The 17,800-nt window shown below is 41.3% G+C and carries 18 protein-coding genes; 1 reads left to right on the forward strand and 17 read right to left on the reverse strand.

The features are described from left to right. Nucleotides 1-3: 3 nt before the first annotated feature. From NMM17_RS01890 to NMM17_RS01960, 15 genes are all read right to left on the reverse strand, one after another. Entirely contained in the window at nt 4-972 is a 969-nt protein-coding gene (locus NMM17_RS01890) for a glycosyltransferase family 2 protein (protein WP_254753725.1), read from the reverse strand. After that, nucleotides 969-1,814, reverse strand: coding sequence for a phosphorylcholine transferase LicD (locus NMM17_RS01895; protein ID WP_254753726.1), 846 nt, complete (start codon nt 1,812-1,814; stop codon nt 969-971). The genes NMM17_RS01890 and NMM17_RS01895 overlap by 4 nt, the downstream gene beginning before the upstream one ends. 120 nt (nt 1,815-1,934) lie before the next feature. After that, entirely contained in the window at nt 1,935-3,245 is a 1,311-nt protein-coding gene (locus NMM17_RS01900) for an LCP family protein (protein WP_254753727.1), read from the reverse strand. Beyond that, nucleotides 3,242-4,090 carry a prephenate dehydratase gene (pheA, locus tag NMM17_RS01905; RefSeq protein ID WP_254753728.1) on the reverse strand — a complete coding sequence of 283 codons (849 nt, stop codon included), beginning with the start codon at nt 4,088-4,090 and terminating at the stop codon, nt 3,242-3,244. Before pheA ends, NMM17_RS01900 begins: the two co-directional genes overlap by 4 nt. Then, a complete protein-coding gene (locus tag NMM17_RS01910) occupies nt 4,087-4,563 on the reverse strand; it encodes a shikimate kinase (RefSeq protein ID WP_254753729.1) in 477 nt (158 codons plus the stop codon). The genes pheA and NMM17_RS01910 overlap by 4 nt, the downstream gene beginning before the upstream one ends. Beyond that, a complete protein-coding gene (aroA, locus tag NMM17_RS01915) occupies nt 4,556-5,839 on the reverse strand; it encodes a 3-phosphoshikimate 1-carboxyvinyltransferase (RefSeq protein WP_049550650.1) in 1,284 nt (427 codons plus the stop codon). Before aroA ends, NMM17_RS01910 begins: the two co-directional genes overlap by 8 nt. A gap of 91 nt (nt 5,840-5,930) precedes the next feature. Next, nucleotides 5,931-6,269, reverse strand: coding sequence for a YlbF/YmcA family competence regulator (locus NMM17_RS01920; RefSeq protein ID WP_254753730.1), 339 nt, complete (start codon nt 6,267-6,269; stop codon nt 5,931-5,933). Between the two features lie 53 nt (nt 6,270-6,322). Next, nucleotides 6,323-6,610, reverse strand: coding sequence for a hypothetical protein (locus NMM17_RS01925; protein ID WP_254753731.1), 288 nt, complete (start codon nt 6,608-6,610; stop codon nt 6,323-6,325). Nucleotides 6,611-6,754: 144 nt separating this feature from the next. Then, a complete protein-coding gene (locus NMM17_RS01930; RefSeq protein ID WP_001124153.1) occupies nt 6,755-6,904 on the reverse strand; it encodes a hypothetical protein in 150 nt (49 codons plus the stop codon). Nucleotides 6,905-6,914: 10 nt separating this feature from the next. Continuing rightward, nucleotides 6,915-8,018: a prephenate dehydrogenase gene (locus tag NMM17_RS01935; RefSeq protein WP_001140490.1), complete on the reverse strand. Its 1,104-nt coding sequence runs from the start codon at nt 8,016-8,018 to the stop codon at nt 6,915-6,917. Nucleotides 8,019-8,027: 9 nt separating this feature from the next. Further along, nucleotides 8,028-9,194 carry a chorismate synthase gene (gene aroC / locus NMM17_RS01940; RefSeq protein WP_001269851.1) on the reverse strand — a complete coding sequence of 389 codons (1,167 nt, stop codon included), beginning with the start codon at nt 9,192-9,194 and terminating at the stop codon, nt 8,028-8,030. Between the two features lie 9 nt (nt 9,195-9,203). After that, nucleotides 9,204-10,271 (reverse strand): 3-dehydroquinate synthase, encoded by a 1,068-nt coding sequence (gene aroB / locus NMM17_RS01945; RefSeq protein WP_254753732.1) that lies wholly within the window; start codon nt 10,269-10,271, stop codon nt 9,204-9,206. An 18-nt stretch (nt 10,272-10,289) separates the two neighbouring features. Further along, a complete protein-coding gene (locus NMM17_RS01950; RefSeq protein WP_254753733.1) occupies nt 10,290-11,144 on the reverse strand; it encodes a shikimate dehydrogenase in 855 nt (284 codons plus the stop codon). Continuing rightward, a complete protein-coding gene (gene aroD, locus NMM17_RS01955) occupies nt 11,134-11,811 on the reverse strand; it encodes a type I 3-dehydroquinate dehydratase (RefSeq protein WP_000767749.1) in 678 nt (225 codons plus the stop codon). The genes NMM17_RS01950 and aroD overlap by 11 nt, the downstream gene beginning before the upstream one ends. Next, a complete protein-coding gene (locus NMM17_RS01960; protein ID WP_254753734.1) occupies nt 11,808-12,977 on the reverse strand; it encodes a class I SAM-dependent rRNA methyltransferase in 1,170 nt (389 codons plus the stop codon). The genes aroD and NMM17_RS01960 overlap by 4 nt, the downstream gene beginning before the upstream one ends. 149 nt (nt 12,978-13,126) lie before the next feature. Here NMM17_RS01960 and NMM17_RS01965 point away from each other — a divergent pair, with 149 nt between their 5' ends. Further along, nucleotides 13,127-15,244, forward strand: a complete 2,118-nt coding sequence (locus NMM17_RS01965; RefSeq protein WP_029690068.1) for an LTA synthase family protein — start codon at nt 13,127-13,129, stop codon at nt 15,242-15,244. A gap of 67 nt (nt 15,245-15,311) precedes the next feature. Here NMM17_RS01965 and NMM17_RS01970 read toward each other — a convergent pair whose 3' ends face one another. Together NMM17_RS01970 and NMM17_RS01975 are read right to left on the reverse strand one after the other, a co-directional pair. Beyond that, a complete protein-coding gene (locus tag NMM17_RS01970) occupies nt 15,312-16,946 on the reverse strand; it encodes a hypothetical protein (protein ID WP_001237592.1) in 1,635 nt (544 codons plus the stop codon). Then, the gene (locus tag NMM17_RS01975; RefSeq protein ID WP_000569198.1) at nt 16,927-17,676 is read right to left on the reverse strand and encodes an ABC transporter ATP-binding protein; all 750 of its coding nucleotides are present in this window, start codon (nt 17,674-17,676) and stop codon (nt 16,927-16,929) included. Before NMM17_RS01975 ends, NMM17_RS01970 begins: the two co-directional genes overlap by 20 nt. Between the last annotated feature and the right edge of the window lie 124 nt (nt 17,677-17,800).

Consider the following 17,800-nt stretch of genomic DNA (forward strand, 5'->3'; position numbering starts at 1 on the left):
ATATTAGTTTCTTAATCCAACAATTTTTTTATATATCCATGGAGAAAAGACAAGTGACAGGACAGCTATCTTACGAAATGTGGTGAAATAAATATCCTTCCATATTTCGTGTCGATGCTGAATAATCCAAGTCCTTAGTTCGACTTTCTCCTTTTGATACTGCTCAGATGAAGTAAATATGATTTTATCGTAGACTGTGATATATGACCAACATTCTCTATTTTTTAATTCATATTTTAAACGAGGAAAGGCTTGTGATACTTGAGCAATGATGTTCTTATAAACTTCTATCGTGTCAAATACATACCGATTAACAGATGTTGTCGCACTTCCCTCACGATGATCATAATAATAAATTGGTTTGTCAATAAATACGCTACTACATCTTGTCTTTAATAGCAATTCAGTTAAAAACAAGGCATCTTCTGCTAGATGGTAATCTGTATTAAATTTCTCATCTACCAGCAGGTCTCTCTTAAATAGTTTTGCGACTGGAAAGAATGATGTCTTAGTGGTCATCAGTAATTCTTTCATGGTTTCTTCTGTTGACCAAAGTTCTTTTCTACCAGAATACGGGGGTAAATCTGTCACTATTCCATTTTTGATATGATGTAGAGGAGCAATCACAAAACCTACATTTCCTCCCTCAACTGCACTAGCTAAAGTAGCTAGGTAATCCTTGGTGACGAAATCATCACTATCTACAAAAGTTATCCAAACACCCGTCGCTAGCTGAATTCCAATATTTCTGGCATTAGAAACACCAGCATTTTCGATATGGTAAACCTTGATATTTTCATACTGATATGCTAAATGATCACAGATTTGTGCACTGGAATCAGTAGAACCATCATTTATTAGGATTAGTTCAAAATTAGTATAAGTCTGATGAAGAATTGACTCCACACATCGCTCCAGGTAGGCTTCTACATTGTAGACTGGAACGATAACGCTAATTTTTTCACCCATCATGCTCCATATTCTCCCTTATATTCTGTATAAGACTTATCCATATCAGCGATGACAGCATCATGATGTGGTAACTGCTTGTCTGCTGGTGGAGGTGTCATGTAGTTTCCAAAAGCAGTGCTGAGATAGGCATCATAGCCAACTGGAACGGGCATCTCTGTCTCTTCAAATGGCAAGAAAAGATTATCCTCAAAAGATTCGATTAGGTACTTATTTCTCATGTAACCAGGCCCGGAGCATAACTCCGTGATTCCATCGCTCTCAGCCAGATTGTACTTGGTCATTTCTTTTTCAGCTTTTTTCCATATGCGATAACGGAGAGCTTTTGGCGTTACCCCCAGTAAAATACGGCTTCCCCATTTCATTACTGCACCATGCTTTTCTGGAATAGTTTGCGCACAAAAGAGTGAATAAATCAGTGCCCAGCGAACCTGCTTCTTTCGCTCAGCTGGATTTTTCGGATAATAATCCAAAGGTAAAACATCCAAGGCCAGACCATGTGGCAAATCCAAATCCTGCTGATAAGGTTTGATACAGGTGGTCTCCTTGTCGCGAATGGTAATAAAAAGATTGCGGTCGACAAAATCCTTGTCACTCTTTGACAGGAAATAACGCTCATCTGCATAACGAGGCCATAATTCTGCCAATTTCTCATAATCCTTACGAGGCATAAAAAAGTCTAGGTCGTCGTCCCAAAGAATGAAACCCTTGTTTCGAAGGGCACCAATAGCACCTCCACCACAAAGATAACAAAGCAAATCATGTTCTTTACAAAAGGCCACAAAATATTCAGCCATCTCCAGACTTCGAGCCTGAATTGCTTTTAAATCAGTCATATTGTTCATTATTCTTTCTATCGTATCGTTCCATTATACCACAAATAAGGGATGAAAATCTATTGCAGACTGTAAAAAATCAAAGCCTGACTGCTAGATAAATAGCCTTCAAACTTTGATTTTTCTATCTTATCTCATTCCCATTTGAGATAGCTTGGTTTGATATTTATTTTGGTCTACTAAGAGTGCCTGTCCTCCATAAACATCATAGGCATCGACCCAATCACCTAGTTCTGGAACTGTTAATCTCTCAATACCATTTTGCGCTCCATCTAGGAAGGATAAACCATTGGTCAATAAGAAACTATAAGGAACATTCGTAGAGGTCATCCCAAAGACCTTACCAAGTGCTTCTGATCCAGTAAAGAGTTTGGTTGGATCCTTGAGTTGCTGCAGAACAGCTGTCAGCACTTGCTGTTGTCTCTTGGTACGACCATAATCACCTTCGTCATCATCACGAAAACGTGCATAATTGAGCAAGGTTGAACCGTTCATCTGCTGTTTCCCAACTTTGATAGTCTGGGTTGGTGACTCTGTTTCCGTAGCATGTAAATCATCTCCGACTGTAGCTTCGGTTAAAGGTAGGCCTTCCAAAGTTGAGAATTTGGCATCAATCGTCACACCATCAGGAAATAGAGTGTCAATAGCGGTTGCGAAGGCCTGAAAATCGACCAAGGCATAGTACTTAATGTCCAAATCAAAATTATCTTTCAAAACTTGACGAACCATTTCTGCCCCTTTTTGCCCCTCTTGTTCCCCTAACTCATAAGCAACATTTAACTTATTATCGGACTGCTTTCTACCATTAATGACTTGACTGTATCCGTCTATATAAACCAAATTGTCACGCATAAAGCTGGCCAGCTTGATTTTTTTATCTGAGCCACCAACGTTTAGAACCATAATCGAGTCCGTTCTCGTCTCAGCACTGTTTTGGCCAATCCGTCCATCCGTCCCCATAATCAAAATATTGACCCCATCCTTGGTATCTTGACCATGAAAAACTTCTACTTGAGCTGCCTTAGCATTGGCAGGTTTGGTTGGATCCGCATTTGAATAACCTTTTAGGAACATAAAAATCATACCAAAACCGACACAGGCTAGAAGAGCAAGCAACCCTGCAAAAATGCGCCCCCAACGAATCTTACGTTTTTTGGACTTAACCTTTGGAAGAGAATGGCTTTTCTGGTATTTTTTTGCACGACTACGGTTACCGTAGGTTGGAAGAGGAGACTGATTGACTGGTTCCATAAAAGACTCTTCCATATCGTGATTTTCATTATGAATTTCTGGAGAAACTTCACTACCACTAGCCATATTTAACTTACCTTGCAAGTAAGCAAACTCCTTTTTCTCTCGCTCATTGAGGTAATGAATGTTTTTAAAAAGATAGTCATAACGCAACTGCTCGTGATGGCTTAAAGGATTTTCTTTGCTCATCTTCTCTCCTTTCCATGGTCTGATATTGGATAAATGGGATAGGCACCCAGAACTTTATACTGGATTCCAATCGCTTCTAATTCTTTTTGGGCAAAGTGGACCAAATCCTTATCGGCATAGTCCACATCGATAATGAAAAAGTATTCGCCCAGTGCTGTCTTGAGTGGCCGACTTTCAATTTTTGTCAGATCAATTCCTCGCCAAGCAAAGGTCGAAAGGGCCTTGTAGAGTGCACCTGGAAGGTTGTCAGGTAAACTTAAGGCTAAACTCATTTTTTCACTTTGTGCTTGCAAGGGAATAGTTACACCCTCGGCTCCCAAAACCCAGAAACGTGTGAAATTAGCTTCCATTTCTTGAATATCTTCAGCAATCAGTTCTAAGCTATATTCTTCAGCAGAACTTCTTGGTGCAATGGCTGCATAAGGCTGGTCTGGATGTTCGGAAATAAAACGAGCCGCATAAGCTGTACTAGCTGTCACCTCGATTTGGGCCTCTGGATACTGTTCATCGATGAATTTCTTTCCTTGAGCCAAAGCCTGAGGATGAGAAAAAATCTTTTCAATCTTAGTGTGACCTGGAACCACCATCAACTGCTGATGAACAGGCTGAACGATTTCTGCCACTGCTTGAATGCGAGCCTGATGAAAAAGGTAGTCCAAGGTTTCATGCACACTACCCTCTATAGAATTTTCAACTGGCACTACAGAATAGTCCACCAAACCTTGCTCATAGGCCTTGATGACATCCGTAATATTGGCGAAAGCCTGCAATTCCTCATGAGGAAAAGCAGTCTGCACAACGTGGTGTGAAAATGATCCCTTGGGACCTAGATAAGCAATTTTCATCTCAGTTCCTCTATAATTTCCTCTGGGCTTAGCTTGGTCACATCCAAAACCCGACTGGCCACTTCCTCATACCAAGCCTGTCTTTCTTGAAAAATAGCTGCAAGTTCTTCCTTGCTATTATTTAGAAAAAGCGGGCGCTGATTGTCCTTATCAGCTGCGATACGTTGATAAAGAGTTTCAAAATCAGCTTTCAGGTAGATGTTATCAGAATGAGTCTTGAGTAAGTCACGATTTCGTTGAGAAATAACCACTCCTCCTCCAGTTGACACAACTTGGTCCGTTTTTAGTAGGTCAGCTAATACTTCAGACTCTATCTGACGAAAGGCTTCTTCTCCCTTTTCCGCGAAAAATTCCGCAATGGACATACCTAAGCGTTTCTCAATCAGAGCATCCATATCAAGGTAATTAGGGTCCAATCCTCTAGCAATTGTAGATTTACCAGCACCCATAAATCCGAGTAATACCTTAGCCATGAATCAAGCTCTCCAAATCACCAAAGAAGCTAGGATAGCTGGTATTGATGGCTTCTGCACGGTCAAGCTCCACCTCTCCATCTGCAACCAAGAGGGCCGCAATGGCCGTCATCATGCCGATACGGTGGTCTCCAAACGTATTGACTCTAGCACCGTGAAGGACTGATTTTCCTTTGATAATCATTCCATCTACCGTCGGAGTAATATCTGCTCCCATACTATTTAAGGCGTCTGCCACCACCTGAATGCGATCTGTTTCCTTGACCTTGAGTTCCTCAGCATCCTTTATAACTGTGACACCTTGGGCTTGGGTAGCAAGAAGGGCAATAATAGGCAATTCATCAATCAAGCGTGGAATCAAGGCACCACCAATCTCTGTTCCTTTCAAGTCAGAAGACTCAACAGTCAAGGTTGCAGATTTAGCCACTGGGTCCATTTCGGTTACTTCCAATTTTCCACCCATGGCACGAATGACATCTATAATACCGGTACGCGTTTCGTTGATGCCCACATTCTTAAGCACCAAACGAGAGTTTGGAACAATCAAACCAGCAACTAACCAAAAGGCTGCACTGGAAATATCTCCTGGTACGACCACCTTTTGTCCAGTCAGTTTTTGCGGCCCTTGGACTGTGATTTTTTTACCATCCACACTTAAACGGCCGCCAAATTGTTGCAACATATCTTCAGTATGATTACGGGTACACTCTTTTTCGATAATAACGGACTCCCCCTGAGCTTGCAAGGCCGCAAACATCAAGGCTGACTTGACTTGGGCTGAGGCAATCGGCAACTCATAATGAATAGGTGCTAGGTTTTTCGTCCCTTTTAAATGAAGGGGAGGCAGATCTCGCTCAGTTTGCCCTGAAATGCTGACGCCCATTTTTTTCAATGGAATCGTCACACGGTCCATAGGACGTTTGGAAAGACTGTCATCTCCAAACATTTCTACTTCAAAGTCTGCACCAGCAAGAACGCCTGAAATCAGGCGAATCGAGGTTCCAGAATTTCCCATATCAAGGGCATTTTGCGGAGCTTTTAAGCCATCCATACCTACACCTTGGATGGTAATAACCCCATCTTTATCCTCAATCTCAACACCAAGGTCACGAAAAACCTGCATGGTAGAGAGAACGTCTTCACCTCGCAGAATATCATAAACCTTAGTTTCACCCTCAGCCAAACTTCCAAAGATAATGGAACGGTGGCTGATAGACTTGTCACCTGGAACTCGGATACTGCCATGTAAGTGGCGAATGTTTGTTTTTAGTTTCATACTGGACCTCATACTTGCAATACTTTTACCTATTTTATCATAAAAAGCCAGAAATTCCTTAAAAATTCCTGACTTTATGATAGTTATTTTCTTATTTTAGCAATTCTGAAACTGGTTCAAAAACAATTTTTTCAATGTCAGAAAGGTAAATTGCCAATTGTTGTTGCTTGGTAAAGAATTCTGACAAGAGGCTGTTCCCCTGAATCTGCTTGCCAAAGCCTTCCATCTTATCTTGGAAGAAAGCGTCTGGCATTTGACCTGTCTGTGCTAGTTTTTGAATTTCCTCTTGAAAGGCAACATATTCTGTGAAGATTTTGCTTGCCTCAGCATCTGCTGCAATCGCATCTTTAGCTGCTTTAACAGCCTTGTATTCTGGTAATTCGCGCAGACCGCGACTGAGTTCGTTTGCACTATCGTAAATATTTGACATGATTTTCTCCTTTTTCATTTCTTTTAAAATTACTAGTCACTCTGTGGTCTTTATTATTGTGCAATCACTTTTATATGACCTCTTGAATGTCCATTGCTTAATTCCTTATCTGGTATATACTCTATCTTCAAAGTTCCTAAATTAGAGCCTGTTTTTATTTCATTTGACATAAGATTACCAAAATAGTTATTTATCTCATCATCAGATAAGGATGATTCAATCGATTTAACAATATCATGAAATACTTCTTTCATTCCCGCAACACCAGATTCACTATTTTCATTTGTCTGATTTATTGCTACATTGATTTGATCAGTATCATTTGCATGTAAAAGTTCCAAGTAATACCCATAGCTTGATGCGAAATATTTTATTTTTATATTTCCTTTTTTGATATTTTCTAATTGGCTATTCGAATGTTGATTATAGCTATTGATAAAGTCATTAATAATTCTATCGTCTACATACTTTGAATTATTTTCCTCTTAACTTATTTCTTTCTTGGATGGTTCATTTTTTGTCTCAACACTTGCTTCTGAAGTAGTTTTCACATCTTTTTTAACAGCGTAAGCTCTAAGTAAGATAAAAGAAATAAAGATAATACCAAATATGAATCTAGGCTCTATTTTAGGCATATTTTTCTCCTTATTTGATGACAACTGTGTAGTCCGTATTTTCTGAAATTAAGCGCTCGGCTCTTTCCAAGTCTTGAGCGTTTTTAAATGAAATTTGTAGGATCCCGTGAATATCTTCACGGTTTTCCTCGTTGATGTGGATGTTAACCAAGGAAGTTCCACGTAGTAGTTCCAAAATCCGCAAGATGACATCTTCTTCATCGGGAACATCGACATAAAGGTCATAAGAGCTATCCACACCGCCACGCTTATGGATTTCCATGGCCTGCCGTTGCTCACGCGCTTGGTTGAAAAAATTCCAGATTTGCTCCTCATCTCCCTTGCTGATGGCCTGACCAATCTCTTCCAAACGCTCCTTAAAATCCTCAATTCGATCCAAAATAGTCTCACGATTAGACAAGAGAATAGAAGTCCACATACCTGGCTCGCTTTCCGCAATCCGAGTCATATCTCGAAAACCACCGGCCGCGAAGCGCCTTGCCATCTCATGTTCTTGAGCATAGACCGCGGTCTGCTCCATGAGACTGGAAGCCAGAATATGAGGAAAATGACTAATCTGAGAAGTGACTCGATCATGCTCCTTGGCATCAATCTCGATAAAACGAGCGTGAAGACCTGAAAGCAAATCCTTCATTTCCTCAAGCGTGTCAGGACTTGTCAGGCTCGAAGGTGTAAAGATATAATAGGCATTTTCAAAAAGATTGACATCCGCAGAAGCAGCCCCTGTCTTGTGACTACCAGCCATGGGATGAGCCCCGACAAAGCGAACAGGTTTGCCAGCCAAATACTGCTCCGTCGCATCCACAATGGCTGACTTGGTCGAACCAGCATCTGAAATAATGACGCCTTCTTTTAAGTCTAAGTTGGCCAACTCCTTAATGAAAGCAATAGTTTGTTTGATCGGCAAGCTAAGAATAATGATATCTGCCATAGGAGCAAAACTGGCAAAATCATCCGTTGCACGGTCAATCATACCTTCTTTCAAAGCAATATCTCTCGAGGCTTGACTGCGATTGTAACCTAAAATTTCATAATCTGGATGATCGCGTTTGATGCCAAGTGCCATAGAGGCACCGATCAACCCAAGACCTGCGATATAGATTGTTTTTGCCATAGGAACTCCTTAATAGTTCTTTGTATAGTCTCGATGTTTGGCCACTGCTTCTTTTAATTCCTCTAGGTTATCTGATGAGAATTTTTCAAGGATTTCTTGTGCCAGAACCGTTGCCACAACGGCTTCCATAACTACACCGGCTGCTGGAAGAGCGGTCGGATCACTTCTTTCGACTGTTGCCTTGTAGGGTTCGTGGGTTTCGATATCCACACTCATAAGAGGCTTATAAAGAGTAGGAATAGGTTTCATGACGCCTCGAACAACGATAGGTTGCCCATTGGTCATACCACCTTCAAAGCCGCCCAGATTATTAGTACGGCGAGTATAGCCGTCTTCTTTAGACCAGAGAATTTCATCCATGACTTGGCTGCCTTTACGATAACCAGCTTCAAAGCCAAGACCAAATTCCACCCCTTTAAAGGCATTGATAGAGACAACAGCTTGAGCCAATCTTGCATCCAATTTTCTGTCCCATTGGACATAGGAACCAAGACCAACTGGAACACCTCCAACGACTGTCTCAATAACTCCACCAATTGTATCACCATCACGTTTGATTTGGTCAATATAATCCTTGATTTCCTGTTCCCGTTCTTGGTTGACAATAGAAACTTCAGACTGGGCAGCTCTTTGCTTAATCTCAGCCACTGTTAGATTTTCAGGAACATCGATTTCCTTACCACCAAAGACTACGACATGGTTGGCAATCTCCATATCCAGTTCAGCCAAGATGCGTTTAGCTACTGCCCCAACTGCCACTCGCATAGTTGTTTCACGAGCAGATGAGCGCTCCAAGGAATTTCTCAAATCGTCAAAACGGTACTTGATCCCCCCAACCAAATCAGCATGTCCTGGGCGAGGATGGGTGATTTTTCGTTTGCTTTTAAGGCGGTCTTCAATATCCTCCGCAGACATGATATCCAGCCATTTCTGATGGTCTTTATTAATGACATCCATGGTAATAGGAGCCCCTGTTGTCTTCCCGTGGCGAACACCAGAAGTAAAGACAACCTGGTCACTCTCAATCTTCATACGGCCACCACGACCGTAGCCACCCTGACGGCGTTTAAGGTCCTCATTGATGTCCTCCGCTGTCAAAGGAAGTCCAGCTGGAATTCCTTCAATGATAGCCGTCAGACGGGGACCGTGTGATTCTCCTGCAGTTAAATATCTCATACACTCTCCTTATTTTACCAAGTAGTCTTTCATCTCTTCCAGAGAAACTGGGTGAATGGTTGTCGAACCGAGCTCTGGTACCAAGACCAATTTCAAGGTATTGCCACGCGCCTTCTTATCATGAGTCAAAGCCTGATAAAGCTTATCAACATCCCAGTTTTCATAGTCAACAGGCAAGCCAAATTTCTGACACATGGTTGTAATGGACTGGGTTATCCCAGCTGGCATAAGGCCTTTTTCCTCAGCAACCTTTGAAATTTGTACCATACCCATAGCCACAGCTTCACCATGCATGACTTTTCCATAGCCAGCTGTTGCTTCAATGGCATGGCCAATAGTGTGGCCAAAATTGAGGTAAAGGCGAACACCGTTGTCCAGCTCATCCTCAACCACCATCTTGCGCTTAACCTGACAAGAATGTTCAATCAAGGTCTCCGCATGCTCCAAAATGCTCTCTACAGAACCATCCAGCTCCGTCAAGAGAGCCCAAAGTTCTGGATCCTCAATCAGGCCATACTTGATAACTTCACCCATTCCTTCAATCAACTCTCTCTTTCCAAGTGTTTCAAGGACAAGCGGATCAATCAGAACCCCATCTGGTTGGGCAAAGGTACCCACCATATTCTTAGCAAATGGAGTGTTAACGCCTGTCTTTCCGCCAATAGAAGAATCCACCTGGGCAGTTAAACTAGTCGGAATCTGAACAAAGTGGATTCCCCTCATATAGGTAGAGGCTACAAAACCAGCCAAGTCCCCAACGACACCACCGCCAAGAGCAACGATTCCATCGCTACGAGTCAAACCCTGCTTAACTAAAAATTCATAGACTTTCTGAACAGTGGTTAAATTCTTTCTTTCTTCACCTTCTAAAAAGTCAAAAACGGCTACCTGAAAACCAGCATCTTCTAGGCTGAGTTTGACCTTCTCTGCATAAAGAGAAGCTACATGGTTGTCTGTTACAATGACCACTTTTTGTGGTTGCCATAGTTCTCGCAACCATTGACCAGCCTGAGCCAGACAGCCTTTTTCAATCTGAATATCATAAGGATGATGAGGAATATCGATTCTGATTTTCATAGGAGAATCTCCCTTTCTTTATTGGTATTTTTCTGTTAAGGACTGCCAAATCTCTTCTGTCGGCATTTCCTTTCCTGTCCACAGTTGAAAAGCTTCTGCAGCTTGATAGAGCAACATTCCCAGACCATTGACAACTGGATTCCCCTGACTTCTAGCCCATTTCAAAAATGGGGTTTCAAAAGGCTTGTAAATGATATCTGCTACTAAGAGAGTTTCTGGTAAGACTATGCTTTCAGGAACTGGAGATGATTGACCATCCATGCCCACACTGGTGGCATTGACCAGTAAATCCGACTCAGCAATCCTTGCTTGCAGTTCAGAAACATCTTCTAAAGCATACAAGTCCACCTTAAAGCCTGTCTGCTCCTGTAACTTGTCTAGGTAAGGTCTTGTTTTTTCCCTTGAAATCGAACGAACAAAAACCGAAATCTGGCTAACGCCATCCAAAATAGCTTGTGCCAGAATGGACTTGGCCGCACCACCAGCACCCAGCAGAGTCATCTTTTTACCTGTAATTGTAAAAGAAGGCAAGCTCTTAAAAAATCCCTTGCCATCTGTATTATATCCAATTAAATTGCCATTCTCATTGACAACCGTATTGACCGCACCAATCAAGCGCGCTTCATCGCTCAGCTCATCCAAATAAGGAATCACCTGCTCCTTATAGGGCATGGAAAGGTTGATACCAAACATCTGGTAGCGACGAATATTGGCCACTGTTTCTGCCAAGTCACCCGCTTCAATCTCCCAAGCTACATAAGCACCGTTGGTAGCTGTCGCCTCAAAGGCACTATTGTGAATAAAGGGGGAAATAGAATGCTTAATAGGATTGGCAACCACGGCAGCTAAACGTGTATAGCCATCAAGCTTCATCCAAAATCTCCCTGATTTTTTTCATGTTAGCTAGAGAAATCTGACCTGGGGCACTAGCCTCATCTAGACTAGCAAAGGACCAGCTAGAACCAGTCACATCTGCAGTGATACGAGAGACCTTGCCCACTTTTCCCATAGAAATGGTCACATATTCCTGTTCAGGATTGAGGGTTTTAAAGCCTCGTGTATAGTTCATCAAGTCTAGCACATCCTGCTCCGTGTGGGCCATAACCGCAACCTTAACAAGTTTTGGATTTAAGCTCGTCAACTCTGACAAGATTTCCATCATATTTTCAGGTGTTTCTTGGAAATTGTGGTAACTCAAAATGAGATTCGGGAAGTCCAGCATTTCCTCAAAAACATCCTTGTAGCTATAGTACTCAAAATCAATATAGTCTGGTTGATAGAGTTGCGCCACTTCCTTGATTAGATGGATATATTCTTCTGGAGCAAGGTCAATTTCTCCCCCTTCAGCGCGAGTTCGCAGAGTGAAAACCAACTCACGGCCAGCGAATTTTTCAAAAATAGCTGGAGCTACCTGCAAAATCGCTTCCTTAGGTAGATAGTCGGCACGCCATTCAATGATGTCGGCATCTAGGTACTTCGTGGCATCCAGAGCCTGGGCCTCCTCTAAACTTCTTGGCATTACTGAAACGATTAATTTCATTTACTAACCTTCATACTAATCACCTTGAGGTAATTACTACTTTCATCTTTTTTATTATAGGCAAAATCTGCTGGAAGACCGTATTTATTTAAAATCTGGTAACTTCTTCCTGCAAAGCCTTTATCAATTTGTTCTATAAATTTCTGGCGGGAAACATTGGCAGCATTGGTACTAGCAATGATAATCCCTCCCGGATTTAAAATCTCAAGACTCTGGGAAATCAACTTGTGATAATCCTTGGCCACAGAGAACGTTTGTTTTTTGTTCCGAGCAAAGCTAGGCGGATCTAGTACAATCACATCGTAGGTCAAGCCTTTTCGCTTAGCATACTTGAAATACTCAAAGACATCCATGACTATAAAACGATGGGCCTCTGTCTCTGTACTGATTCCATTTTCCTGAAAATGCGCTTGAGACAATTCTCGTGAACGTTTAGCTAGGTCAACTGAAGTTGTCTGGCTTGCTCCTCCCATAGCTGCAGCTACTGAAAAGACTGCTGTATAGGAAAACATATTGAGCAAGGATTTACCCATAGCCAATCCGTCAACCAGGCTCCCACGAACCTCGTGCTGATCTAGGAAAATCCCTGTCATCAAGCCATCATTCATAAAGACTTGATAGAGGACACCATTTTCCAAAACAGTGAAGAAGTCAGGTGCTTCTTGACCATAAACATGGGCAGATTCATAGTCCAAACCCTTAAAGCGGATCTTCTCATAGGTCCCTAAAACCTCAGGAAAAACCTGTCTAAAGGCTTCTGAGATAAGCTTGCGAATCTGATAAACATAAGAGTTATACCAAGAAAAGACGGCATACTCGCCATAAAGGTCCACTGTCAAACCCCCAAAGCCATCTCCCTCTTGGTTAAAAAGACGAAAGGCAGTTGTCAAATCATCTTGATAGTAAGCTTTTCTCTTTTCTTTAGCTTTTCTAAACAACGTTTCAAAGAAAGCCTGATTAAAGGCCACCTTGTCTGTGCTAACAAACCAACCCAAGCCCTTGTTTTGCTGAGAAAGGTAGGCAGTCCCAAGAAAGTTTCCTTCTTGACTATGGACTTCTACTTCCTGATCCTTGAGTTGGATATCTGCAAGATCGCTGGCTTCCAGTAAAACAAGCCCCTTTGCGAGCTTCTTTTCAACCCTTTTGCTGACTCTTATTCCATTCATAGTCACTATTATAGCAAATTTTGTGACAATTCTCAAAAAAGAAACTACCCTTGCTTTTTTACTCTAGTTTTAAAAAATGGTATACTAATACTAATAAAAACTTAGGAAGTAATTGTGTGAGAATCAATTTTAACAAAATCCAAAAAGCCATGGGTACCAGACTGGGTTTTGTCCTAACCCTTTTAATCCTCTATTGGCTCAAAACCTTATTAGCCTATACCGTTGACTTCAATTTAGATATTCAATTGGGTAAATTGCAGGGAAATTACCTTGCCTTTATCGCCTTTTTCAACCCCCTGCCTTTGGGACTCCTCCTGCTGGCTCTAGCCCTCTATGCTCGCTCAACCAAGGCCTTTTACAGTCTTAGTATAGCTATTTATAGTCTTTTATTCATTTGGCTCTATTCTAATATCTTTTACTATCGAGAATTTAGTGACTTTATCACGGCTAATACCATGAAAGTAGTCAGCAAGGTATCTGTTGGTACTGCGGAACTAGAGTTACTACGCCTTTGGGATTTCATCTATTTTATAGATTTCCCACTGCTGGCTTATCTTCTCTATAAAAAGATCATCCAGCTGGATAGGAGACCTTTCAAATTCCGCTCCAGTGTTGCCATCACTGCTCTTTCAGCCCTGCTCTTTTCAGCTAATCTTTTCTTGGCAGAGATTGAACGTCCCGATCTCCTATCGCGAGGATTTTCTAATTATTATGTTGTCCGCGCTCTTAGTTTGCCAGCCTTTTTAGGCTATAGTGCCAACCAATCCTACAGCGCCAACAAAGAACGTGCCAAGGCCTCTGAGACTGATCTTCAACCTATTACAGATTATATTCAAGAACATTCTGCTAAGCCCAATCCAGACTATTTTGGCTTAGCCAAAGGGAAAAATGTGATTTATCTCCACTTGGAGAGTTTCCAGCAATTCCTGCTTGACTATAAACTCAACATAGATGGAACTGATCATGAAGTCACTCCCTTCCTTAATTCCCTCTACCATTCGCAATCAACCCTAGCCTTTTCGAATATCTTTAACCAAGTCAAGGCTGGTAAGACCTCAGATGCGGAAACCATGCTGGAGACTGGTTTGTTTGGACTTGACCAAGGTTCCTTTATGGTCAATTACGGTGGTACCAATACCCAGCAGGCAGCACCTTTTATCCTATCAAAAAACGGCTATCAATCGAGTGCCGTCTTTCACGGTAATATCGGGACCTTCTGGAATCGAAATACGACCTATAAACAATGGGGCTACCAATACTTCTTTGATGCTTCCTACTTCACCAAGCAAGACAGTAGCAATTCTTTCCAATATGGTTTAAATGATAAAATCATGATGAAAGATTCTATCCAATATCTGGAGCATTTGCAACAGCCTTTTTATGCCAAGTATATCACGGTGTCCAATCACTATCCCTATGCTAGCAATCTGACGGGAGATGAGCTTGGTTTCCCACTGGCTAAAACCAAAGATGAAACAATCAACGGCTACTTCCAAACAGCTAACTATCTGGATAGTGCCATCAAGGCCTTCTTTGACTATCTCAAAGAAAGTGGCCTCTATGAAAAATCCATCATCGTCATCTACGGAGACCATTATGGCATTTCTAATTCCCGCAATCCTGACCTGGCACCTTTGATTGGAAAGACTTCTGAGAACTGGTCGAATTACGACAATGCCATGTTGCAACGAGTGCCTTTTATGGTAGTCATGCCTGGTTATGAAAAAGGACAAATCATCAATACCTATGGTGGACAAATTGATATCTTACCGACTCTCGAACACCTCCTTGGTATTGAGTCCAATTCCTTCCTTCAAGTTGGACAAGATCTTCTGTCTCCAGACCATCAAAAAATCGTTGCCTTTCGGACTGCCAATTCCTTTGTCACACCTAAATACACTAGTTACGACGGACGTACCTACTATACTGAGAGTGGTCTTGAAATCAGCAATCTTGATGAACAAGCTCAAACTGAACTAGAAAGCGTTCGTCAGGCAGCCAGTCAACAGCTAAAAATCAGCGACCAGATTCAAACTGGTGATTTGATACGTTTCTACCAAAAAGATCATCTTGGAACAGTTGATACAGAAAGCATTTCTTACCTCAATTCCTTACCAATTCTGCAAAAAATTGAGCAAGAAAAAGGTAGTCAGTCAACTAGTCTCTTTAGCCAACGACAAGGTAAAACCAGTACTGACCTTTTCAAAGCACCAAGTTACCAAGAACTCCACCCCGAGTCTGCCGAAACCGAATCAAAATCACAATAAAAAATGCTCTTCCGTCTTGGAGGAGCATTTCTTTTTATAAGATTTATCAAGCAAGCGACCAACTATCTCATCTTTTTTCTATTTCCGTCAATATGCGTGACAGGTAGTAATGATATCCAAAAATAGCAAGACCAAGCAGAAGGATAAGAGCTCCTACTCCCAAGCTAATGGCAAGGATAGGGGAGAGAGACCGAACCAAGAATATGCTCCCTATTACAAGGGCCATTAAGATTGCACTATAAATTAAGAGTAAAACTATTGCTACTATACGATTTGAACGGTTCACCAGGTCCGTAATGTTACTCCAATTGGTTGACAGATTTTTCACGTCCTTAAAGTAATGGTGGCAAGAAAGGATGACACTGGCAAGGGTCCAGACTACAAGAAGGTAAATCATCGAAAGGATGGGCAAGCCTAGATATAGAGAAAGACCAAGTAAAATCAAAACTGGTAAAAAGGACTGGACAGCAAATATAATCCAAAATTTCACTTTCACATAGCGAGCAAAGTCAAAAGGTAAACTCTTAAGAAAATCAACATTTTCCCTCTCCAAGGATAAGGCTATTGAATGCAGGCTGGTGATATTGTTATTGACAACAGATATAAAAAGAGCTATAAAAAACAAGGGTAACCAGTATGGAGGATGAATGTCCGGAACTATCTGAGAATCTCGGATGTTGGAAATCAGACCGATCATCATGAGATAAGGAAGGAAAGCACTTGTAAAAAGCACTGTAATCACGCCAGTCCCCTGTCCTAAAAGGGTGAGGTGGTAGCGTAAAACCATACGGAAAAAGCCCTTTTTAGTAGTTGAAAGCCCCTCCTTACTGCGACGTTCTTTTTTGACCTTCTCCTCACTATTAAGTAGGATCACATCATAAAAACGAGGAAAAACCTTCTTTTTGGTCAGGTAAAGCAAGAAAAGAGTTAGAATTATCCAAGCGAGCAGACCCAGTATGGCTTCTGTCGAAAAAGGCTCCACTGCTATTTTGTAAAAGATATGAAGAGGATAAAGGAGAAATGGAATGTCTCTAACTTTGTCAACAATACTTCCAAAAGTCGACTGTAGAAAGAGGACAAATATTAAAGGTATGAGAACTCCTATTCCAATCATCACATTCGAAAAAATAGACTGATACTTTCTGAAAACCGTAGTCTGAGCCAAGAAATGTACTGCCACTACCATCACTAAAGTAACAGAGACAAATAACAAGGCCAAGGACAGCAGCATCAAAGGCAAGCCCAGCCAAAGAGAAGGAGCTAGCCTAATATAGAGGACTAGAAAATAAGCTAGGATTGGTACAATTCCAGCTAGAGCTGGCAAGAGAACAGACAGTCCTTTAGCAATTATAATCTCTGATTCTTTAAAGGCATAGGGCCTATACGATACCAAATCCTTACTCTCATAAAAGACATTGTAAAATGCAGTGAAAGAAGTTGAAAAGGCAAGCACCAGTAAAATAGCAATCATGCTACTAAAAAAACTTGGCATTTCCTCAAAAGGAAAACGAAAGGCTATATTTATAAACATGATGAGCATCAAGAGACTGGAAAAAATGTAAGAACTGAGGACTCTAGCGGAAACATTTACTTTTTTTCCAGGATTTTTAGCTTGCTTCTTTCGTAGATTAGCCAGATTAGCTTCTTGAGATGAATAGAGGATATTGATATCAACTAATTTTTTAATGACCTTGAGACGCATCTGAAACCTCCTCTTTTCTACCAGCAAGACTCAGATAAATACTTTCCAAAGACTGGTCTGGGTGGTCTTTTCTCAAGTCCACTACGCTACCACAATAAATCAAATGTCCCTTTTTCAAAATGGCAATCCGATCACAGACTTGCTCAGCTACCTCTAGGACATGAGTTGAAAACAAGACCGTCTTCCCTTTTTGTGCATGTTCCTTCATCATTTGCTTCAAATCAAAGGCAGCCTGGGGATCCAAACCAGTCAAGGGTTCGTCCAAAACCCAAATATCAGGATCAGACAAGAGTGCTCCGATGACAAAGACTTTCTGACGCATTCCGTGAGAAAGGGTTTCAATAACCTGATAGCGGTTTTCAGCAAAATCAAAAACGTTCAATAGCCTAGCTAGACTAGCCTCCAAGTCAGAGCTAGTCAGATCATAGGATGAAGCAATCAATTCCCAAAATTCATTGGCCGTTAAGCGTAAAAATAAGTCAGGCGAGTCTGCTACATAGCCAATCTTTCGTTTAATAGCTAAACGATTTTCCGATAACTCCTGACCGTCTACCAAAATACGACCACTGCTGGGTGAAATGATACTGACTAAGGATTTTATAGTGGTCGATTTTCCAGCCCCATTATGGCCAATCAAGCCCATAATCTCTCCATTTTCAATCTGCAGATTGAGATTGCTCAAGGCCTCTTTATCACCATACAACTTACTAACATTTTGAAATTCAATCATGAGAAATCTCCTCTCTTTATCTATGTAATTTACTATAATTATAGCGCTTTCATTTTAAAAATCAACATTTTATATAAAATAGTCAAAAACTTATTATTCAGTTTTACGCAAACGTTTGAGCTAA

Origin of the sequence: Streptococcus sp. CF7_Ac1-12, from assembly GCF_024295905.1 — a bacterium.
GTDB classification, from domain to species: Bacteria; Bacillota; Bacilli; order Lactobacillales; family Streptococcaceae; genus Streptococcus; species Streptococcus mitis_AP.

What these genes read in the sequence shown, in the direction of transcription:
- pheA (WP_254753728.1), bottom strand. Translation starts at nt 4,090, where the DNA reads ATGAAAATTGCTTATCTAGGTCCCAAGGGATCATTTTCACACCACGTT.
- NMM17_RS01920 (WP_254753730.1), bottom strand. Translation starts at nt 6,269, where the DNA reads ATGTCAAATATTTACGATAGTGCAAACGAACTCAGTCGCGGTCTGCGC.
- NMM17_RS01965 (WP_029690068.1), top strand. Translation starts at nt 13,127, where the DNA reads ATGGGTACCAGACTGGGTTTTGTCCTAACCCTTTTAATCCTCTATTGG.
- NMM17_RS01935 (WP_001140490.1), bottom strand. Translation starts at nt 8,018, where the DNA reads ATGGCAAAAACAATCTATATCGCAGGTCTTGGGTTGATCGGTGCCTCT.
- NMM17_RS01950 (WP_254753733.1), bottom strand. Translation starts at nt 11,144, where the DNA reads ATGAAGCTTGATGGCTATACACGTTTAGCTGCCGTGGTTGCCAATCCT.
- NMM17_RS01960 (WP_254753734.1), bottom strand. Translation starts at nt 12,977, where the DNA reads ATGAATGGAATAAGAGTCAGCAAAAGGGTTGAAAAGAAGCTCGCAAAG.
- NMM17_RS01970 (WP_001237592.1), bottom strand. Translation starts at nt 16,946, where the DNA reads ATGCGTCTCAAGGTCATTAAAAAATTAGTTGATATCAATATCCTCTAT.
- NMM17_RS01930 (WP_001124153.1), bottom strand. Translation starts at nt 6,904, where the DNA reads ATGCCTAAAATAGAGCCTAGATTCATATTTGGTATTATCTTTATTTCT.
- NMM17_RS01975 (WP_000569198.1), bottom strand. Translation starts at nt 17,676, where the DNA reads ATGATTGAATTTCAAAATGTTAGTAAGTTGTATGGTGATAAAGAGGCC.
- NMM17_RS01890 (WP_254753725.1), bottom strand. Translation starts at nt 972, where the DNA reads ATGATGGGTGAAAAAATTAGCGTTATCGTTCCAGTCTACAATGTAGAA.
- aroC (WP_001269851.1), bottom strand. Translation starts at nt 9,194, where the DNA reads ATGAGATATTTAACTGCAGGAGAATCACACGGTCCCCGTCTGACGGCT.
- aroD (WP_000767749.1), bottom strand. Translation starts at nt 11,811, where the DNA reads ATGAAATTAATCGTTTCAGTAATGCCAAGAAGTTTAGAGGAGGCCCAG.
- aroB (WP_254753732.1), bottom strand. Translation starts at nt 10,271, where the DNA reads ATGAAAATCAGAATCGATATTCCTCATCATCCTTATGATATTCAGATT.
- NMM17_RS01910 (WP_254753729.1), bottom strand. Translation starts at nt 4,563, where the DNA reads ATGGCTAAGGTATTACTCGGATTTATGGGTGCTGGTAAATCTACAATT.
- aroA (WP_049550650.1), bottom strand. Translation starts at nt 5,839, where the DNA reads ATGAAACTAAAAACAAACATTCGCCACTTACATGGCAGTATCCGAGTT.
- NMM17_RS01900 (WP_254753727.1), bottom strand. Translation starts at nt 3,245, where the DNA reads ATGAGCAAAGAAAATCCTTTAAGCCATCACGAGCAGTTGCGTTATGAC.
- NMM17_RS01895 (WP_254753726.1), bottom strand. Translation starts at nt 1,814, where the DNA reads ATGAACAATATGACTGATTTAAAAGCAATTCAGGCTCGAAGTCTGGAG.